The organism is Dyadobacter sp. HNCC25DJ183 (assembly GCF_056895175.1).
The window spans coordinates 345,852-367,339 of sequence record NZ_JBXHAP010000003.1 but is presented as its reverse complement, the minus strand read 5'-3'; the positions used below and the strand labels follow the sequence as shown (position 1 = coordinate 367,339).

The 21,488-nt window shown below is 47.0% G+C and carries 15 protein-coding genes; 8 read left to right on the top strand and 7 right to left on the bottom strand.

Annotated elements, in window-relative coordinates; all coding sequences use genetic code 11:
* The first annotated feature begins 634 nt into the window (after positions 1–634).
* From AC1XTG_RS09005 to AC1XTG_RS08990, 4 genes are all read left to right on the top strand, one after another.
* Positions 635–1,618 (top strand): glycosyltransferase family 2 protein, encoded by a 984-nt coding sequence (locus AC1XTG_RS09005; RefSeq protein WP_056289566.1) that lies wholly within the window; start codon positions 635–637, stop codon positions 1,616–1,618.
* Positions 1,619–1,732: 114 nt separating this feature from the next.
* The gene (locus tag AC1XTG_RS09000; protein WP_484841724.1) at positions 1,733–3,556 is read left to right on the top strand and encodes an ABC transporter ATP-binding protein; all 1,824 of its coding nucleotides are present in this window, start codon (positions 1,733–1,735) and stop codon (positions 3,554–3,556) included.
* 17 nt (positions 3,557–3,573) lie between these two features.
* The gene (locus tag AC1XTG_RS08995; protein ID WP_056289572.1) at positions 3,574–4,539 is read left to right on the top strand and encodes a hypothetical protein; all 966 of its coding nucleotides are present in this window, start codon (positions 3,574–3,576) and stop codon (positions 4,537–4,539) included.
* 44 nt (positions 4,540–4,583) lie between these two features.
* Complete coding sequence (locus AC1XTG_RS08990) at positions 4,584–5,396, top strand: DUF5672 family protein (protein WP_484841723.1); 813 nt, start codon at positions 4,584–4,586, stop codon at positions 5,394–5,396.
* 1 nt (position 5,397) lies between these two features.
* On the opposite strand, the gene AC1XTG_RS08985 is transcribed toward AC1XTG_RS08990, so the two are convergent.
* Positions 5,398–6,288, bottom strand: coding sequence for a glycosyltransferase (locus AC1XTG_RS08985; RefSeq protein WP_484841722.1), 891 nt, complete (start codon positions 6,286–6,288; stop codon positions 5,398–5,400).
* A 108-nt stretch (positions 6,289–6,396) separates the two neighbouring features.
* On the opposite strand from AC1XTG_RS08985, the gene AC1XTG_RS08980 reads away from it, so the two are divergent.
* The 3 genes from AC1XTG_RS08980 to AC1XTG_RS08970 all read left to right on the top strand — a co-directional run bounded on the left by AC1XTG_RS08980 (position 6,397) and on the right by AC1XTG_RS08970 (position 11,398).
* On the top strand, positions 6,397–8,352 hold the full coding sequence (locus AC1XTG_RS08980) for a sialate O-acetylesterase (RefSeq protein WP_484841721.1): 1,956 nt from the start codon (positions 6,397–6,399) through the stop codon (positions 8,350–8,352).
* Between the two features lie 90 nt (positions 8,353–8,442).
* Positions 8,443–10,572, top strand: a complete 2,130-nt coding sequence (locus tag AC1XTG_RS08975) for an outer membrane protein assembly factor BamB family protein (RefSeq protein ID WP_484841720.1) — start codon at positions 8,443–8,445, stop codon at positions 10,570–10,572.
* A 184-nt stretch (positions 10,573–10,756) separates the two neighbouring features.
* The gene (locus AC1XTG_RS08970) at positions 10,757–11,398 is read left to right on the top strand and encodes a hypothetical protein (RefSeq protein ID WP_157474869.1); all 642 of its coding nucleotides are present in this window, start codon (positions 10,757–10,759) and stop codon (positions 11,396–11,398) included.
* A 5-nt stretch (positions 11,399–11,403) separates the two neighbouring features.
* On the opposite strand, the gene AC1XTG_RS08965 is transcribed toward AC1XTG_RS08970, so the two are convergent.
* From AC1XTG_RS08965 to AC1XTG_RS08940, 6 genes are all read right to left on the bottom strand, one after another.
* Positions 11,404–12,336 carry an aldo/keto reductase gene (locus AC1XTG_RS08965; RefSeq protein ID WP_484841719.1) on the bottom strand — a complete coding sequence of 311 codons (933 nt, stop codon included), beginning with the start codon at positions 12,334–12,336 and terminating at the stop codon, positions 11,404–11,406.
* Positions 12,337–12,463: 127 nt separating this feature from the next.
* The gene (locus tag AC1XTG_RS08960) at positions 12,464–12,889 is read right to left on the bottom strand and encodes a hypothetical protein (RefSeq protein ID WP_056289594.1); all 426 of its coding nucleotides are present in this window, start codon (positions 12,887–12,889) and stop codon (positions 12,464–12,466) included.
* Between the two features lie 101 nt (positions 12,890–12,990).
* The gene (locus tag AC1XTG_RS08955; protein WP_056289596.1) at positions 12,991–13,353 is read right to left on the bottom strand and encodes a hypothetical protein; all 363 of its coding nucleotides are present in this window, start codon (positions 13,351–13,353) and stop codon (positions 12,991–12,993) included.
* Between the two features lie 168 nt (positions 13,354–13,521).
* Positions 13,522–13,863 carry a hypothetical protein gene (locus AC1XTG_RS08950; RefSeq protein WP_056289598.1) on the bottom strand — a complete coding sequence of 114 codons (342 nt, stop codon included), beginning with the start codon at positions 13,861–13,863 and terminating at the stop codon, positions 13,522–13,524.
* Positions 13,864–14,093: 230 nt separating this feature from the next.
* Positions 14,094–15,974, bottom strand: coding sequence for a RagB/SusD family nutrient uptake outer membrane protein (locus AC1XTG_RS08945; RefSeq protein ID WP_484841718.1), 1,881 nt, complete (start codon positions 15,972–15,974; stop codon positions 14,094–14,096).
* A gap of 9 nt (positions 15,975–15,983) precedes the next feature.
* Positions 15,984–19,199 (bottom strand): SusC/RagA family TonB-linked outer membrane protein, encoded by a 3,216-nt coding sequence (locus AC1XTG_RS08940; RefSeq protein ID WP_484841717.1) that lies wholly within the window; start codon positions 19,197–19,199, stop codon positions 15,984–15,986.
* A gap of 562 nt (positions 19,200–19,761) precedes the next feature.
* Between AC1XTG_RS08940 and AC1XTG_RS08935 the strand changes: the two genes are divergently transcribed.
* Entirely contained in the window at positions 19,762–21,408 is a 1,647-nt protein-coding gene (locus AC1XTG_RS08935) for a tail fiber domain-containing protein (protein ID WP_484841716.1), read from the top strand.
* Positions 21,409–21,488 lie beyond the last annotated feature (80 nt).

The following is a 21,488-nucleotide window of genomic DNA, read 5'->3' as shown; positions in this document are numbered from 1 at the left end:
TTATAAAAAAGAAGTGCCCCAGATCAGAAGTTTTTAATGGTTGACTGTGAGGTAATTCACGCCAAAACATACCGCACAATCAATATTTTATCGAAAATTATAACGCACGCTTCCAACCAATTTACTTTTGACAGGATCATAGGAATATAAGCCAGTCTGTTAGCCATGAAAATTTAAATTTTGCTTTACCAGTATGATTAACGTCCTAGATTATCGAACTTGCCTGCATCAAACCCCCTTCTTTTCTCGTATTTTAAATCAAAGCAGTTAAAATTAAATTTTGTAATTGAAAAATACAGAAACAGTCTTTTGAAAAGTCTTACGCACAATCTTGCAGGCTTTTCGTCCATCTCTCCTCGTATAAAGTTTTTAAGTAAGCATTCGTAGTTCATTTTTTAAGACTACTATTTTAATATTCAACGATATCAAGTGAACGCGTATATAGTTTTCGTGAGTTGGCGTGATTTACAGTTTAATGGTTCAATTATTTAGTGCAAGCGTGTGACTTGTCGAATACAATGAAATAAAGAAGGGGTCGTTTCAACGGGGACCTAACCTTCGCCAGATTCATCCATCAACATTAAAAAAAATCGCTATCGGAAACACTATTACGCTACACTAAAACTGTAAATTAATGAGAAGCATCTCCGTAGTAATTCCGAATTTTAACGGAAGACACTTGTTCGAAAAATATTTCGAGACCAATTATAAAATCCTGAAAGGACTCGGGCCGGAGGTACAAATCATCGTTGTCGACGATGCATCTACAGACGACTCGGTTGCCTACCTGGAACAACACTACGGTGATAATATTACGATCATCCGTAAGGAAAAAAACTCCGGCTTTGCGAACACTTGTAATCTGGGTATCAGAAAAGCGAATAATGATTTGATCTTCCTTCTGAACACCGACGTGACGCTGGAAGAAGGTTATTTTGAAAAGCTTTATAAGTACTTTGAACTCGAAGATACCTTCGGGGTAATGGGCCGGATTATCGGGATGGAAGATGATAATATCCTCGATGCCGCCCGCTCTCCCAAGATCCTGGGCCGGAAAATTAAGCCAAGCAATTTCTTCTATTTACAGGATTCCGATACACTTACTCCTACGTTCTACCTTTCAGGCGCCATTGCATTGATGGATACCCGCAAACTGAAGGCGATCAACGGGTTTAACGAAATGTTTAATCCCTATTACGGAGAAGATCAGGAAATGTCCATCCGCGCGTGGCGCCTGGGCTGGAAATGCTACTACGAACACAATGCAGTTTGCCGCCACGAGGTATCTGCTACAACCAAAGGCCACAAAGATGCATATTCGGTTAAAAGGATTTATTTCCGCAACCGCTATTATATGCACCACCTCCACCTGCACGGTCTGGATTTAAACCTTTATCACTTGCAGGTCATCCTCAGCGATGTTTTGCCGAGCTTGCTTACATTTCAGTTTTACAAAGCGGAAGCCTATCTGGATTTCTTGCGTAATATGAATGAGCTAAAAATGAGAAAGCGTGCATTCAAAAGGCAGATGAAAGTTCACAAATCCAACATCGGGATTATTGAGGTCATCGAGAACATACAGTACATGCTTAAATACAAGCAGGTTGTTAAATTGTAACCTGGGCTAGTACTTTTAAAAGGATAAGCATTAATTTGCATCCTCAACCGGAAATTTCTCAGTTTCCGGCTATTTTACTTTCGGGTGTACGCAATGTACACCATCCATTTAAGAATGAAAACATACTTCCGATTACTGTCATTTGCACAGCCAATTGCCAGATTTGCATTTCCTTACATTATCTGTACAGTCCTTGGTGTCATATTCAACACGCTAAACCTTGCCTTGCTGGCGCCTCTGCTCAGCACTTTATTCAACAATAATGATGAAGGTACCGCGCTGATTGCAAGGCCCGACAGCTGGTTTGACGTTCCAACCGCACTTAACTATTTTGCACAACAGGCCAACCTGGAATACGGCCCACACGGCGCACTTCGCATTGTTTGCGGTGTGATCGTTATTTCGGTGCTCCTTTCCAACATCTTCAAATACTTCTCGCAGCGGATCATGGAGAACCTGCGTATCCATACGCTGCTGAACCTGCGCAAGACGGTTTTTGATCATGTAATGAACCTGCACGTAGGCTATTTCAGCAACCAGCGAAAAGGGGATATTATTTCCAAAATTGCATCTGACGTTCAGGTAGTTCAATTTTCTGTTACCGGTACTTTGCAGGTGGTTTTCAAGGAGCCGCTCCAATTAATCGCCTACATTTTCATGCTGTTTGCAACCTCAGTAAAGCTGACGTTGTTCGCGATCCTCGTAATTCCCGTCTCTGCTTTTCTGATTTCAAAAATTGTCAAGCGGCTGAAAGAGCAGGCTGCATTGGCGCAGCATTATTTTGGTCTGATGATCAGCTATCTGGACGAAGCGCTTACCGGTGTGAAGATCATCAAAGCTTTTAATGCGACCGAGCAGATCAAAGACAAATTCCACAGTGAAAACGTCCGTTACTCTGAACTGGGAAGGAAAATGGCGCGCAGGCAGCAGCTGAGTTCGCCGGTATCCGAATTCCTGGGTGTAGGTATGGTGGCTATTATCGTACTTTACGGCGGGTCCCTGATCCTCGACAACCAGTCCGATCTGAGCGTTTCAAAGTTCGTCGCATACATCGCGCTGTTCTCCCAGGTTATGCGCCCGGCAAAGGCGATTACGGATTCATTCAGTACCATTCACGCAGGAATTGCAGCGGGAGAGCGGGTTTTGGAATTGATTGATGAAAAACCCGAAATCAAAGATGCGCCAGATGCGATTGACCTGAAAGATTTTAAAGAGGCGATCAAACTCGAAGACCTTTCCTTCTCTTATCCTGCCCGGCCCGTTTTGAGCTCCATTAATGTGACGATCCCGAAAGGGAAAACAGTGGCACTGGTAGGACCTTCGGGAGGTGGCAAATCGACTTTAATGGACTTGCTTCCGAGATTTATAGAAGCACAATCCGGCAGGGTTACGCTCGACGGCATTGACGTGAGGCAAATCAAGCAGGAATCCCTTTGGGCACTTTTCGGTTTGGTTAACCAGGAGTCGATGCTTTTCAATGATACTATTTTCCAGAACATCGCTTTTGGGAATCCTGACGCTACGATGGAGCAGGTGGAAGCCGCCGCGCGCGTGGCCAATGCACACGAATTCATTATGGATACGGAGCACGGATACTACAGTAACATCGGTGACAGGGGTATGAAACTCTCAGGCGGACAGAAACAGCGGATCTGCATTGCCCGCGCTGTATTAAAAAACCCTCCTATCATGCTTTTGGATGAGGCTACCTCGGCATTGGATACCGAATCCGAAAAGCTGGTACAGGAAGCATTGAACAACCTGATGAAAAACCGGACTTCGCTGGTGATCGCACACAGGCTGAGCACGATTCAGAATGCGGATACGATTTTGGTGCTGGATCAGGGGAAAGTTGTTGAACAGGGAAATCACTCGGAGCTCATCGCACACGAAGGGCTTTACAAACGATTGATTGACATGCAGACATTTAACGAGTAGTTTAATAGTAACCAATTATGTTTAAAAAGAGAAATCTGGTTTCCCGGCTTTGGCTGAAACATACGGACAAAATCCGCTATAAACAGTATAAGTGGGAGCTGCGGAACCAGAAGCAACTGGCTTTTGCCAACTTCATAACAGACGCAGAAAAACTGACCAGCCCGGCGAAAATCATCAACTTCGCAAAACAGAACGGGAAGATCCGGCTGAGCCACAGCGGCAATGCCGGTGACGTGATATATGCATTGCCTACCATTGAAGCGATCCGTAAACTGACGGGTGCACGCATTGAACTTTACCTGCGCCTCGGCCAGCCGCTGATCCTGTCCGGTTACAATACGCACCCGCTGGGTAACGTGATGCTGAATGAGAAAATGGCTGAAATGCTGATCAAATTGCTCCGGCCGCAGCGTTATATTGATCATGTGGAAATACATACGGATCAAACGATCGACATAGACCTGGATTACTTCCGTGCTGGCGGTATCCCGCTTGACAAAGGAAATATCGCACGCTGGTGCAGCTACCTTACCGGCGTTAATCCTGTGCTCTGGAAACCCTGGCTGGAAGTTGAACCGGACAGAAGCTACGAGAACATCATCGTGATGGCAAGAAGCGAGCGGTACCGGAACTATACGATCAACTACAAGTTCATGAACCAGTATGCTGATATCGTATTTATCGGCGTGGAATCTGAATACAAGGATATCAAGAAGACCATACCGAATATCCGCTGGGTGCAGGTGGATGATTTTATGCAAATGGCGCAGATTATTGCGGGCTGCAAGTTTTTCATCGGAAACCAGTCTTTCCCCTACTCCATCGCCGAGGGTTTGAAAGTACCGCGCATTCTTGAAACATCATTTGAAGTAATCAATGTAGTGCCTGAGGGAAATGACGGATTTGATTTCTTTTTTCAGGAACACCTGGAATCGCTTGTCAGCACACTCAACAATCCTAAGCAGCAGGAAAAAACAATTTAGGTACAATCCCCGGAAAGTACCCGCCTACTCAAAGTTCTCAACGAATGAATCGCCCCGGAAACGTGGCAGTGGTGGTGCCTATTTACAAAACCACGCTGACGCATTATGAAGAAATTTCATTACAGCAATGCGCCCGCATGCTCGGCAACTACCCCGTTATTGCTGTAAAACCAGAAAATCTGCAACTCGATACCCTGCCCGGCAATGCGGTTTTCAAAGAGGCTATCAGCTTTGACCCTTCTTATTTTTCCGGAATAGAAGGTTATAACCGGCTTATGATGAGCCAGGAGTTTTATTCCAAATTTCTTGACTACGAGTTCATTCTAATACACCAGCTTGACGCTTTCGTTTTTCAGGACGAACTAACCAAATGGTGCCAGAGCGGCTACGATTACATTGGTGCGCCCTGGCCCAAGCGCCTGGAAGAGCCGGATATTATCAAAGCGCTTAAAACCAAGGCTATTACCTTTTACCATCAGTGGCGCAACATTCAGGAAGACGGGTTACCTCACCCGCGCCAATTTGACAATCAGGTGGGGAATGGCGGCTTTTCGCTGCGCCGCGTCCGCAAGTTCCATCGCATCGCGGGAGAAATGCGGGAGAAGATTGAAGCTTATCATCAGCGGACCGAGCACCAGTTTCATGAAGATGTGTTCTGGAGTATTGAAACAAACCGCGGGATTCCGCAGTTACGCATTCCGGAATACAAGAAAGCATATCAGTTTTCCATTGAAAATAACCCCGAACGCGGTGTACGTTTCAACAAAGGAAAGCTCCCGTTTGGCTGCCACTCCTGGGACCATAATCTGGATTTCTGGAAACCGTATATTGAAGCATTCGGCTACAAGCTGGACTAATTCACGCCCGCTTTTTCCAAACCCTCCAAAGGTCGACATACAACTTATACCATTTGCCGCCCGCGAAGATCCGCGACTTACCGGATTTCCGGATAATGCGGGCAAGCCGCCCGTAAGTGCTTCCCTGATCCAGCTGCCTGTTATGAAAGGCCTTAAATGCTTTCCGCTCATTACGGAGCAACTCCGCCTCGTTCAGCCCGTCGGTATTAACCGGTAAAATTGCACTCCATTTCTCGTGCACTTTCAGTATCGCCTCTTCCCAGTCTCTTGAAAAAGCGCCTTCGGAAAAGTGCCGCAGCAGGATCTCGTAGGTGACCGCAACTTCGTAGCTGGTACCTATTGCGAGCGAAAGGTCTATATCGTATGCATGAAAACCGGTCAGCAGCTTTTCGTCAAATGGATATTGTTCGGCAATGGATTTCCGGGTACACATCCAGCAGCCGTCGATACTGGCTACTTTCGACAATTTCTCATTGCGCGGATTACGGTAATCCAGGAATTCTTCCTTTCCGGAATATTTAAAACCCTGCATCAGGCAGCAATAAAAGGCTCCATTCAGTTCAAGATCTGCATTGTACCAGCTGGAAGGCACAACAGACTTATACCCGCCGCCCGCAACCCCGAGCAAACCCAGACTTGCATTACTATCAAAAATAGCCACGAGCTTTTGTCCCCAGTTCGCAGTAATCATCTCGATATCTTCATGCATGAAACAAACAATGTCATAGCGCGCATTGCGGATGCCCATGTTGTATATCTCGCAAATACCCTTTTTTAATACATTATTGTCAAAAGCAAGAACCTCGAAAGGAACCCCGATGGTATTCTCTATACTTTGCTCCACCCGGGAGAGATCTTCCGGATTTGCTGAACATATTACAATTGAAATCATTGCCTACTGGTCTGGCGGATTGTTTTGGAAGTAAGTCCAAAATTAACGCTTTAAGTAGATCGCCGCCTACGCATGTTTTATAAACTAATTCCAATTCAATAGATCCAGATGAAACGTTTGCTCTTCCTAGTACTCCTTTTTACCGCTCAGGACGCTTTTTGTCAATTAAAACTCGCCCGCTTATTCTCTGATCACGTCGTTCTGCAACGTCAGAAACCCATTCCGGTTTGGGGCTGGTCGAAGCCGGGAGAAAAGGTCAAAGTAACCCTTGCTGGCCAAACCTCGGAGGGCAAAGCCGATACGTCGGGTAAGTGGCAGGTCAGCTTCAAGCCCATTGAAGCAGGCGGTCCGCACACCATGCAGGTAACTGCCAAATCGGGCAATGTAGTGGTCAATGACATTCTCATCGGAGAAGTTTGGCTTTGCTCGGGGCAATCTAATATGGAATGGCCGGTTAGTGCAGCGAAAAATTATGAGGAAGAAAAGAAAGACGCCGAATATCCTCAGATCCGGCACTTTCGGGTAGATCACCAGGTGTCCATGCAACCCGAAAAAGACCTGAATGCGGGCGAATGGAAGCTCGCGAGCTCCGGCACAGTCGGCGCATTCTCTGCGATCGGGTTTTTCTTTGCACGTGAAATCAACAAAAAGCTGAACATACCGGTCGGCATTCTGCATTCATCCTGGGGCGGTTCACAGATCGAAGGCTGGATCAGCAAAGAAGCTATGCTCGAAGATGAAGAGCTGAAAACTTATGTGGCGACAATGCCGAAAACCTGGGAAGAGGCGGACGTGGTAATGGACGCAAAGCTTCGCAAGCAGCTGTTTAAAAGCGCCTCCGTTTCACCTTCGGCAGATGATGAAAAAAAATATATATCCGGTAATGCAGATTTCAGTTCCTGGCAGAAAGTAGCAGATCCTGTGGGACAATGGGACTGGAAAGGTTCGCAGGGATTTCGCGGCAAAGGTTATATGGCGAAAGAAGTGGATATCGCAGCTGAGATCACGGCGCAGCCTACTACCCTTTCACTGCCTGAAAATGACAGTCCGAACCAGATCTACATCAATGGAAAGCTGGTGTACGAAGGCGAAATGAAGGGGACCAGGAAGATCAACATTCCCGCAAATACTTGGAAAGCGGGAAAAAACCAGCTCGTGATCAGAATGGGGAATATGGTCGGACAATCTTGGTTTGGACCCGGTTTTATGGGTTCGGCCAATGACCTGTACCTTGAAGCAGGATCAGGCAAAGTAAACATTGCGAAAGACTGGTATCTTATGCCTTCGTTTTCTGAAAAGCATGAATATGCGCATTTGGTGAACAATGTAGGCACTACCATTTACAATGCGATGATCGTGCCGCTGATCCCGTTCGCTATCCGCGGTACCCTGTGGTATCAGGGCGAAACGAATGCGCCACGTGCTTACCAATACAGAAAGTCGTTTCCGCTGATGATCAATGACTGGCGCAGACGCTGGAAAGACGATTTTTCTTTCTATTGGGTACAGCTTTCCAGCTTTGGAAGTGAAAACGACAGCAACCAGGGAAGTTCCTGGGCTGAATTGCGTGAGGCGCAGAATATGACATTGAGCCTGCCGAAAACGGGAATGGCGGTATCGACCGACGTAGGAAACCCAAAAGATATTCACCCGACAAACAAACAGGACGTAGCCCACCGCCTCGCCACCAATGCGCTCAAATTTGATTACGGACAGAATATTCCGTATGCTTCTCCCATTTTCGACAAGGTTGTTTTCAATGACAAAACTGCGCAGGTAACTTTCAGGAATGCCGAAAACGGTTTGATGACGCGCGATAAGTACGGTTATGTGAAAGGTTTTGAGATCGCCGGGGAAGATAAGGTGTTCCATTTCGCGCAGGCGGTGATTGAAGGGGATAAGGTAATTGTTTCAAATCCAACCAACAGCAAGCCAGTTTCAGTAAGATATGCGTGGTCAGACGCGCCGGAGGATGCTAATCTGTACAGCAAAGACGGTTTTCCCGTGAGTGCATTCAGGAGTGACGATTGGACAGGGCAGACTGTGGGGGTGAGGTTTGAATGAGCCGCCGTGGAACGGGGAATGACTGAATGAGCCGCCATGGAATCAGAGATCGAAAGTGAACAATAAATGACTTAATGACCCAATGACAAAATGATAAAATCAATTACCAAGAAATTTCTATGGGTCGCTGTTCTTTCGTTATCTGTTTTTATCAGTTCCCGTTCTCTTTTTATTGAAAGTCCGGGGGAAGAAAAAGAATGGCCGGAATACCTGGGCGGGCCGGATCGAAACCATTATTCATCCCTTACCCAGATCAATCCGGGCAATGTGAACCAGTTGCAGGTAGCATGGACGTACTCCATGCCCGATTCCGGCCAGACGCAGGTTAACCCCATTGTGGTAGATGGTGTTTTGTACGGGGTAACTTCCACCGTGCAGGCATTTGCATTGGACGCATTTACCGGAAAACAGCTTTGGGTGTTTGGCGATAAATCAAAAAACGGTTCCAACACAAGCCGCGGACTTACCTATTGGAGTGATGGAGACGACAAGCGGATTCTGCACGCAATGGGCGAATTCCTGTATGCGCTGGATGCAAAAACGGGTAAACCCATTCAGACTTTCGGGGAGAATGGACGCATTGACCTGCACACCGGACTGCCTGAAATAGCTGCTAAAAAGTATATGGTTTCAAATACACCCGGGACCATTTTTGAAGACCTGATCATCATGCCGCTTCGCCTCTCGGAAGAATCTGATGCGGCACCCGGCGACCTGCGCGCATTCAATGTGCGTACAGGCAAGCTCGTCTGGACTTTCCATACCATTCCCTATCCCGGTGAATTTGGCTACGAAACCTTCCCGCCTGACGCTTATAAAAACACCTATACCGGCGCTGCTAACAACTGGGCAGGCACTGCCATTGACCGGACGCGCGGCATCTTATATGTACCTACCGGCTCAGCGGGTTATGATTTTTATGGAGGAAAACGAAAAGGAGCAAACCTGTTTTCAAATTGTTTGCTTGCACTGGATGCGCGTACCGGAAAGCGGATCTGGCACTTTCAAACCATGCACCACGATATGTGGGACAGGGATTTGCCTGCGCCGCCGAATTTGGTCACGATCACTAAGAACGGACAGAAGATCGATGCAGTGGCGCAGGTAAGTAAGCAGGGATACGTTTTCCTTTTCGACCGGGTCACCGGCAAGCCCATTTACCCGATCCGCGAGGTGACTGCGCCACAAGCTGCATTGCCCGGCGAGCATCCCTGGCCCACGCAGCCGGTACCGACGCGGCCTGCTGCATTTGCAAGACAAGCCTATACGCTGACAGAAAACGATATCAGTCCATATGCACCAGACCGGGATTCACTTAAAGCCAAATTCAAAACCTACAAGAAGGCACTTTTCGCTGCGCCCAGCAAGGAAGGTACCGTGATCCTGCCGGGCTTTGATGGCGGAGCTGAATGGGGCGGCGCGGCGGCTGATCCTGATCAGGGTATATTGTATGTAAACAGTAACGAAATGGCGTGGATACTGACGATGAAAGACACACCTAAAGAGTCGGAGCTATCGGCGCTGAGCCCTGGCGAGAAAACATACACTACTTATTGTGCAACCTGTCACGGCGCACAGCGGAAAGGCAATGCAAAAAGCGGGTATCCGTCGCTTGTCGATATCGGCAGCCGCCGTGACCGCGCGTTTGTCAGCCAGCTTGTCACATCAGGCAAAGGGATGATGCCCGGCTTTCCGATGCTCACTGCCGGCGAAAAACAGGCGTTGATTTCCTTCCTGTTTGGTGACGAAAAAGTGGAAGCTGTGTCGCAAACTCCTGCCTCGAAAAAGACCTTTTTACCATATCAGAGCACTGGTTACAACAAATTCCTCGATGCAAATGGGCTGCCTGCCATTGCGCCGCCGTGGGGTACTTTGAATGCCATCGACCTGAATACGGGCAAATACCTCTGGAAGGTCCCATTCGGCGAAGTGGCTGCATTGAAAGCGAAAGGAGTTCCAACCACCGGTACCGAAAATTACGGAGGCCCCGTGGTCACCGCCAGCGGGCTGCTTTTTATCGCAGCGACCAAGGATGGAAGATTCAGGGTTTTTGATAAAAACAATGGAAAACTTTTATGGGAAACCATGCTTCCTGCTGCGGGATTTGCCACTCCGGCTACTTATGAAGCAAATGGAAAGCAGTTTGTCGTGATCGCCTGCGGAGGTACCAAGCTCGGCACCAAAAAAGGCAATCAATATGTAGCTTTTGCATTACCCTGATTTGACGATAACACATTTACCCTATTACCTGCCCCCACACAGCTTTGAGCGAAAACATACATGCCGGATAGTGCCTGCCGCACGTTGCTTTACGCTTACAAGCTGAATTGAACCACCAAATCATTTCATTGCCGCGCTACGAAAACAAAAGGCGATGTTTGGAATTAACAACCAACAATCCGAAATGACTATGTTCAATGACAATAAGGCAGTGGATGCAACAGGTAATGAGCTGAGCTTTCTTTATGAAATGCTCTTTTGTGATGAGCTGTCACTATTTGAGGAGGTTTTGGAAGATACCCGCGTATACCCCTGGCAGGTACTTTTCAACCCGGCTGCGACTCCGGATGAGTTGTATGAACTGATCGATCTGGCTACCAACGAGACGCGGATAAAGCTACTGGCTTATCAAAGATTACAGCAGGCCAACCAGCCTGTTCTGAAACAGGAACTCCTGGGCGTCATCGTTGAAGTAGGCTTGCAGGACGGCCTGGACGTGCTGGCAGCTTACCAGGATGGAACAGCAAGGTACCTGCATCATACCGGCAAGATCATTTTGTGGGAATCTGCCAATGAACAATCGCAGGTACTTATCGATACTTTATTTGAAGAAAGCAGGAAGGTAGTGCAGGAAATAGGTATCTGGCCAAATGGGCGGCTTAATCCACCCAAGACAGGCAATGCAAGGATTTCCTTCCTGGTATCCAACGGGCTCTATTTCGGCGAGGCGGATTGCGATGTGCTTTTCAGCGACGCACTGGCTGGCCCGGCACTGATGGCTGCTACTGCATTGCTCAACTATCTTACTTCGAAAGTCCAGGCGTAGTTGCTTTACAGCGTTTCGATGTACTTCACCATCATTTTCCGCGCATTTGCGTCAGGCAATTTCCCGGTTGCTGCACCAAGGTTATCAACCAGGTGTTTCACGTCGGAAGTACCGGGAATGACGCACGTAACTGCCTCGTGGCTGATGATGTATTTGAGGAAAAACTGCGCCCAGGATTTAATGCCATAGTCAGCTGCCCAGTCCGGAAGCTGCTTGCCTTTGGTAGTCCTGAACAATGCGCCCTGCTCAAAGGGTTCGTTGATCAGAACAGCTACTCCATTGTCTCGGGCCGCGTCTAGCAGACTTTTTTCAGCGTTGCGGGAGCGGATGGAATAGTTAAACTGGACGAAGTCTACCGATTTGGATTTCACGATTTGTTCAAGCCGGGAATGCGCCGAATCTGTGTAATGTGTGATTCCTATGTACCTTGTTTTTCCCTGCGCTTTCCAATCTTTCAAAGTTTTCAAATGGGTCTCCCAGTCAAGCAGGTTATGAATCTGAATCAGGTCCAGCTTGGTGCGCTTCATTTTCTTCAATGAGGCATTCATCTGATCAATGCCTTCCTGGCGCCCGCTTGTCCATACTTTTGTAGCAAAGAAGAATTGTTCATTGAGTTTTATTTCTGCCGACAAATCCCCGATTACCTGTTCAGCCCGGCCATACATTGGTGAGGCGTCGACAACCTTTCCACCCAGCTCATTCATTTTTTTTAAAACGTCTCTCAAAGGATTTCGCTCATCGGCAGAGCTGCCGACATCAAACTGCTGCCAGGAACCCAACCCCACGACGGGAAGCTTCTCTCCTGACGAAGGAATGGTACGCTGCATTAACATATCTGGTGCTTTAAAGGCTTTCACCGAAACGGGATCAATCAGCAGACTTGTACCGACCGCTCCCAGTCCCTTTAATACTTCCCTTCTTGAAAAATTGGGCTTCATTGCATTTAAATCGTGTTATGGTAGCTCAATTTACACAACAATCGAAGAATCGCCCCAAAAGTTTATAAAATAGAAAAGGAGCCAGATCGAGCTGACTCCCTTTACAAACCTTACACCAATTTACCTTTTACTTTTTCTCAATGGAAACATTTACCTTATAGTCTTCCAGCTTGGGCGACTGGGTAGTTTCCGGATACGGAAGTACCTCATTCACACTAAGCACATAGCTTTGGCCGCTCAGTGTAAATGTTTGAAAATCGGTGCGCTTGTCTCCTTTGAATGCCACACTCACGTCAGTAGCATTTTTTCCATCGGATACATTGAATTTCACTTTGGCATCGCCCATCTGAACGCACACCACGTTCTTGGGACAGCGACTGTCAGTAACTTCGCGGAGATCCACTTTCAGGTCATCGCCTGTTGTAGGGACTGTGGTTAACTGACGATAAGGTACAATAGTAGTTTCCACTTTTTCCTGCGGAGCGGCTACTTCATTTTTTGTGCATGCTAATGTGGAAGCACAGATCAATGCGATAAGAATTGTTTTTTTCATGGTATGTTAATTAAAGACAATCAAAAGAACCGTTAATGCAAAAAATGGTTGTAAGGCAGTCGCGCAATTTGTAGGAATCGAACTGCATGGACAGTCTGGCATTAAACTTCAAAAGGAAGTTCATACTCTCTGGAAACCGGCTTTGAGCTTCTGGTTTTGACGGTAACACGTGCTTTTAACGGACCGCCAGTCAGCAGGTAGTACTTAATGTACTCGTCTTCATTCCTGGCCCAGGATTTATCTTCAATGTAATATTCCGTCGCACCTGACTTGCCAGCCAGGTAAGCCCAACGCTCCACTGCATTTGGCTCAAACGTGATAAACTGCCCCATACTCATGATCTGTATTCCGGGCAGGCCTGCATTCCCGAGCTCAGTACCTGCCTCTACCACCACATTAATGCTCGTATTATCTTCCAGATCACGCACCGCCCACTGGTCGATCATTGTTTTTGTATTCGCCATCTTTCCTAATTTAAGTTTCTGAAACTCAAAATAGGACTTGGAAAGACATTTGAATTTTCAAATTACAGAGTGGCGGAGTTCATTTATTATCTGGCAAGAATTCGGAAACTGAACATAAAAAAAGCCGGGAACAAGTCCCGGCTTCACTAGTATGCTGGATTAAAAACCTTATCCGGCATTGTTACCATCTTTATCAAGTTTCACACGGGCATTTTCATTACCCTTGGCCACCTGCAATTCATAGTATTGCGAATTGTTATTTTCAGTTACCAGGAAGGCCTTTTTAACTGTCCATCCCGCGAAGTCATCGCTTTTGATGGTCTTCTTAATTCCTTCCGGAAGATCTTCCGGTTTCACGGCAACTTTGTTCTCCTTGTTGTCTTTCTTAACGGCAGACTGTTTTTGCGCTGCTACTTCCTGTTGTTGCGCTTCCTGCTGGCCTGTTTGGGCTTGCGCCGAAGCAAAGGAAATCAGCGTCAGGGCAAGTGCCGATACTATTAGCTTTTTCATGATCGTATGTTTTTTAGACAATTGATACTAATTCTCGTGCATCCGCACTTCTGCCCTGTTATTAAACATCATTGTGCCAAAAACCACAACTCTATTATTTACAGTTGTTTACAAAATGGACGAGGATTACGACAATGGTAATCAGCGCCGCAGTCTGTTGTTTTTTTCACCAAAAACAAAAAACCCGCACCGGAATGCCGGCGCGGGTTTTCAGTATCAATAACATTTAATTACTTATCGTAACCCGGATTCTGAACCAGTTTCGCGTTACGGTTGATCTCGTCGCGGCTGAATGGACGGAAGTACATTTTATCCACCCAGGTTCTGTTTTCATGCGACTTCTCTTCCACTGGAGTGTAAGTGTAGTCGTAAACAGTCGGATCATAGTGGTAAGGCTCACGCATGCTCTTGCCAGGCTTGAACTTACCGATTACCGTGATATACTGCAATGGGCGACCCAATGTTTCCTTCGCGATCATCCAGCGACGTGCATCGTGGTAACGCTGCTCCTCGTAAGCCATTTCAATGCGCTTCTCATGACGGTAAGCATCTCTCAATGCAGTTCCCGAAGCTTTGATCGCAGGCATACCTGAGCGGAAACGGATTTTGTTGAGCCATGCCAATGCTTCTGCCTCCTGACCAAGTTCGATGCTTGCCTCGATGTAGTTGAATACTACTTCTGTTACGCGAATGAATGGCCATGGGATATTTTGCCTGTCGGTGTTGTCGTAAAGCGCAGGGTTTGGATCGATGAATTTACGCATGTAGTATCCTGTGCGGCTACCGTTCCAGTCTTCGATTGAGCTGCTGCGTGTATCAAGTCCTTTGCGGTTAAACAATGCGCCTTTCTCGTCAAGCAGGTCATAAGAACCTGTCTGAATCTGGTTCGCAGGATCTTTTGCGTCAGACGGACGTGGTTTCCAGGTTGCGCCATCGTACATCACAGTCGCGTAGAAACGTGGGTCGCGGTTTACATAAGGAGTCGCTTTGTGGGTCGGATTCGTCCATGAGAAATTGGTACCATCCATCATCTGGTAATCATCAACCAGCAAACCGATTGGAGTGTTACCTGCCCAGTTGTGATATCCGTTAGGACCATTATTCAAGCCCATCTGGCGTGCGCCTTCGGCAAGACTTGGTGTGAAGTAGCGGCCGAAAATGATCTCGCTTGCACCAGAAGCATCAACCGACTTGTCAAGACTACCACCGCCCATTGAAATGGAAACATAGTTCTGCTTGCCTTGTTCTACGGTTACCGGAGCAGTCAGGTTAAGTTTATATCCGCCTGAGCTTGCATCTAATGCAGCTTTCGCGGCAGCCTGCGCAGCCTGCCATCTTGCCTTGCGATCTCCGGAAACATATCCGAGGAACTCAGGATTGGGATAAGCCGCCAATACAGATGATTTTGCTTTTGCAGTGGGGATATCATGCAGATCACTCGCTGCATAAAGCAATACACGTGATTTAAGCGCCAATGCAGCAACTTCTGTTGCGCGGCCTTTTACTTCTGCTTTGCCTTTCAGCAACATGGCAGCGCTATCGCAGTTCATCACGACAAACTTCACACACTCGTCGTACGTATTACGTGGCACGGAATAGTCTTCATTCAGGTTGTAAACCTTTGTGATGATAGGTACCGCACCATAGTAGCGAAGCAATTGCTGATAGTAATAGGCGCGAAGGAAATATGTTTCTCCCATCAACCTTGCTTTCAGCGTCTGGTCTGCGAAAGTTGCAGTCGGCAAATTCTGCAACGCGAGGTTAGTTGCCCGGATGCGGGTATACATTGGTCCCCAGCCGTAGGTATCGTCAACCCAGCCCAGGTTAGACGGGCTGAGGCTACCTTCGTTTACGGTGTTGATGTTTCTCCCGGTATGGGTAAAAACAGCTTCGTCAGTCAGAGAGGCCAGCATTTGTTCGCTGAATCCGCCCTGCTGTAAACCCTGGTAGATACCAGTTACAAATCCTTCTGCCAATGCCCCTTCTTTCCAGACTTCTTCTGCAGGGATTTCAGTTGGAGGCGTTACGTCCAAAAATTCAGTGTCGCAGGATACGAGCCCGGTTGTGGCAAGTGCTGCAAGGAATATCCAATTTTTATAACTCAATTTCATGATTGTTTCTTAAAAAGTTACACGTACACCAGCATTCAGCACGCGGGACTGAGGATAATACTGACCGTTTGAAGAGGTCGCCTCAGGATCCCAGATCTTGATCTTGTCAATGGTGAACAGGTTAAGTCCGTTTACATAAATTCTCAAATTACCCAGACCGATTTTGCTACCGACTTCCGAAGGCAGGTTGTAGCCCAGCTCGATGTTTTTAAGACGCAGGTAGTTGTTGCTTCTCAGGAAGTAAGTATTAGCTCCGGCAATATCGAAGTTGGTGTAATACGTATTGTTCCTGTTGGCAAGTCTTGGTTCGGTTGAACTTGGATTGTCGATCGTCCAGCGGTGATCGTAAGCATATTTCAGGTAGTTACCAATGTCGCCGGATTCAGTCTGGCCGATGTACTGCAATCCGCCCAGTGTACCCTGGAACAAAAGAGACAGGTCAAATGCCTTGTAACCCAGGTTGATGTTCATACCACCTGTGAATTGAGGGCGGTTTGTTTTTTCTGACCGGAGCTTATCGTCAGCAGTAATTTTGCCATCGCCGTTGATATCCTTGAACTTCATATCACCCGGACGGATTGAACCTGTGATCCCGCTGTAATCCAATGGATTTGAGTCGATCTCAGACTGGTCACGGAACACGCCGTCATACTGGTAGGCAAGGAATGAGTTGTAAGGCATTCCGGTAGTTTGCTGGTAAGTCGGAGCACCTGGCGTTTCATCCCAGTACTTGATCTTGTTTTTGGCATAACCACCATTCACACCTACTGAGTAAGTGAAATCGCCTGCATTACCATCGTAGCTCACTTTAAATTCCCATCCTTTGTTTTGCAGCTTACCCAGGTTTTGAGGAGGAAGCTTTCCGTCGATACCGGCAGAAGAAGGAGTTGAACCTGCTTTTGGGATCAGGATGTTCGAACGGTTGTTTACGAAGTAGTCAAATTCAAATGCAACGCGGTCGCGGAACAGGGTACCTTCGATACCGAAGTTGGAGTTGTTGGCAACCTCCCAGGTAAAGTTCTGGTTAGCTACGCGTGTTTCCAGCAATGTTTTTGCAACCTGATCATTGATAATGTAAGAACCAAAGCCCATTGTAGACAGGTATTGGTACTCAGCAAGTGTCTCGGTACCGATCAGGTAAGGCTCAGCACCCATTTGTCCCCATGAACCGCGGATTTTCACGTTGTTCATGAAACGTACATTGTTTTTCCAGAAATCTTCTTCTGAAATCCTCCAACCTGCTGATACCCCTGGGAAGAAACCGAAGCGGCCTTGTTTCGGGAATACATAGGATCCATCCACGCGCCACAGGAACTCAGCAAGGTATTTTTCCTTGTAGTTGTAACCCGCGCGACCGAAGTAGCTCAAACGTGCACGTCTGAACAAATCGAAGTTATCGATATTCTGCTCTGCTGCACCACCTGCAAAAAGCTGGTCAACAACGGGCGAGATAAAGTAGCGGCGATATGCGAAGAAACCGTCAGCATCAACCTTTTCACGCTGGATACCAGCCATTACATTAAAGTTGTGATCATTGATCGATTTCTCGTAAGAAACCTGACCTGTAAGCTGGATAGAAAGCTCTTGGGAAGCATTTTCTGTCAGACGGGGATCGCTGAAAGTGGAGCGTACTGTTCCGGTAAGGAATGGCGTAGTTCCGTCAGCTTCGTAGGTTTTTTTGTCCCAATAGTAAAGTGTCCATGGTTTCTGGAAAGACTTCTGGCGGCGCAATTGCTTGTCCAATGCAGCCATACCTGTCACTTTCAGACCTTCCACTCCCGGGATAAGGATCTCCAACGTTCCATTGGTCTGGATGTAGTCACGTTTGTCGTGGTTGTATCCTGTTGTATTAGTCGTGATCACAGCTGGGTTCTGACCGTTTTCAATGTCAGGACCAGGGCGACCATCCGGCCAAATTGCGATTTCAGTTGGTTTACCGCGCATCAACATCCGGAAGATATCTCCTGCACCACCCCCATTCGGGAAGCGACGGAATTCTTCACGCAATGCAACACCAAGATTGGCACTTACATATTTGTTGATTTTGGTATCGAGGTTTACACGCATATCGTATTGCTTGTAGCCTGTCGCCGAATTCACGTAGTTACCTTCCTGGTTGATGTAACCCAATGAAGCCAGGTACTTGATGTTGTCGCTACCACCTGTCAATTGCAAGTTGTGGCGTTGCTGCGGAGACCACTTACGGATTACCGCATCATACCAGTCTGTATTTGGGTGGATCAATGGATCTGAACCGTCTCTGAAACGGTCGATATCAGCGGGTGTAAATACGGCGCTCAGCACGTTTCCATTGTCAGTACGCGTATACGCACCGTTTGAATTGAAGCCTTGCAATGCGCCTCCCCACTGCCCTACCGGCAGGTTGTCATAAATCTGCAGCTCGTTACGGATAGTAGCGTATTCAGCTGCATTCGACATTTCAGGCGTACGGGTTGGCTGCGCAATACCCATATTCAGGTCGTACGCCAGCTGGGGCTTACCCGTTTTTCCTCTTTTCGTTGTGATCAGAATAACCCCGTTACCAGCACGCGAACCGTAGATAGCCGCAGCCGCATCTTTCAAAACGGAGATACTTTCGATATCGGCCGGGTTCAAACGATCCAAACCGCCACTACGGTTAGGGACACCATCTACAACGATCAGTGCATTGCTGTTACCCAGTGAGTTGGTACCACGGATACGGATCGCAGAGCCATCGTAACCAGGTTCACCACTCGCCTGAACGGTAGAAACACCAGGCAAACGGCCACCGAGTGTATTAGAAAGGTTAGTTGCCGGCGCTTTTTGCAGTTCCGCACCTTTTACTGCTGTAACGGAACCCGTTAAAGTAGCTTTTTTTGCTGTACCGTAACCTACCACAACTACCTCGTCCAGCGCCTTGGTATCAACAAGCATTTTAACGTCAAGGCTGGTTTTGTTAGCCAGCGGAATTTCCTGCGTAATGTAACCAATGAATGAAAAGACCAGCGTCGCGGTCCCAGGTGCATTAACCGTATAATTACCTTCCAAATCGGTGACGGTTCCCACCGAAGTCCCCTTCACAACCACACTCACTCCTGGCAAACCTTGTCCTTGCTCATCGTTAACTTTCCCCTTGACTGCAGCATCCTGTGCGAATGCAGCGGCACTGACCAGCATAGTCAGCACAAGAGAATAAAAGTACCGTGTTAGGTTCCGGTCCCTTCTTCTTTTAGAAATTCTCATAGATCGAACGTATAAATTTGTAGATAGTGAAAAAAAATAGTTAAACATTGAAATTCTTGCGTCGTGCTGTCCTCACCTCCTTTGCTTGTGTGTCTAAATTACACAATTAATAATTCAACTTTTAGTTACAAATGTCCTACTTAGGGTAAAAACGTAATTATACCGGGAATTATTAGCTCAGAACTCAGAGCAGGGAAAAATAAACGTATCGGGTATTATCTGTATAAAACTATCTCTTCTACGGATTGTACAAGATGTCACCAGGTGTACAAAAAGATATGAAATTATTCACATAAACAAGGATTCCAGCAATCTGACTATGTTTTCTTCGAAAATAACCACGAGTTACTAATCACACTTGCGACACTTTGGTGATATTTCAATTTTAAATGTGAGGATAGAAATAAATGCTGGGCGTATCAGAAAAATCCGCTTGTTAAGCCGCGCTTGCCGCTGAGTAATGGGTTTGCTCCCAGCGCTTGTCACCGATTTACTTTGATGGATGTACGTACATCTGCCCGCTCATACAAACGGCAGGAACCCCACCTTAAAAGAAATCAATATGAAATCTGCATTTGTTATCCTGTTGGCATGCTGCCTAGCTTTTATCACGCAAGCCCAATCAGCCCGTGACTTCTTCACCTTTCAGGGAGTGGCGAGACTGCCGGACGGCAAAGTTGCCGGCAACCGGAATATCTCGGTACGCTTCGGAATCCACCCATTGCTAAGTCCAAATGTTTACCAGGAAGAGCACCATACGGTGGCAAACGAACAAGGTGTCTTTACTGTACTTATTGGGGCAGGTACAGTCATCAGCGGCAACTTTTCAAATATCAAATGGGAATCCGGATACTACTTTTTAAATACCGAAATGGATTTGAATGGAGGTAACAACTACGTCAGTCTGGGTTCGACCCAACTGGTGAGCGTACCTTATGCACTCCATGCCAAACAAAGCGACCGCTGGAACAACGATGAGCCAGTCATACAATCAGGCCAGGAGAACGCTGGCAGCATCTTACCATTTGTCGGAGACGGACCAAGACTTGTGTGGTATCCCAGGAAGTATGCTTTTATGACTGGATTTTGCGACGGCAATACATGGCGTGAGGAAAATATCGGTCATGGCTCATCGGCATTCGGTCTTAGCTCGGTGGCAAAAGGAAATTACTCAACTGCTTTTGGCATTTACACAACGGCTTCTGGTCAAGCTTCCCTTTCCGGAGGAGACAGGTCCATCGCGTCTGCCAACTCGGCTACTGCATTCGGTTCCGAGACCAAAGCACAAGGAAACTATGCTACCAGCCTGGGCAGAGAAACAGTCGCCAAAGGAATTGCATCTACGGCGATCGGAATTCAGAGCACCGCACATGGTGTTGGATCACTATCGACAGGATATTTGTCCAGCGCAGAGGGAAACATGTCTTTTACGGCAGGTGAAGGTACTTATGCCAAAGCTTTTGCGGCTGCAACCTTCGGTGCTTACAATAATGTGCAGGATAATCCATCCGGCCCAACGATTTCCGACAGAAAAAGTTTTGACCGCATTTTTCAAATAGGCAATGGCTCTGGCCCAACGGATTTATCGAACGCATTTACAATGCTTCGGAACGGAAACATAGGGCTTGGAAAGAACGCGCTTCTTCCGGATTTCATACTCGACATCGATGGTCGACCACGCATTCGCCATAACGGAGAGACCGCAGGCATTTACTTCAGTAATACACAAAATCAGCCAAATGCTTTCGTTGGAATGAAAAACAACAATGAAGTTGGCTTTTATATCGGCAATGCCTGGCGCTTTTGGGTAGACAACATTGGGAATGCAATGGTCGCTTCGGGAGTGCTTCAAAGCTCTGATCAGCGTCTGAAAAGAAATTTCACCGGACTCAGTAACAGCCTTGTGAATATAAGCAATTTAAAGGGATACCATTTTTATTGGAAAGACGAGCACCTTGATCAAGCAATGCAAACCGGGGTAATTGCGCAGGAAGTCGAAAAGATCTTTCCAGAATTGGTCAAAACAGATGGTTCAGGTTATAAATCTGTCAACTACATCGGCCTCATCCCGCATTTAATTGAAGCATTGAAAGAATTGAAAGCCGAGAATGTTGCTCTCAAAATGCAGGTTGAGCGAATTAATGATCTTGAAGCAAAGTTAAACGATATCATTCAAGACAGAGGCCGCGAAGCAGCGGCAACGAAGTAAAAGCATCAAAGAAATAACCCGATAAGTTCTCGCAAAAAAAGCTTCGGCTGGCAAGTTTGTACACTAGCGAGCCGAAGCTT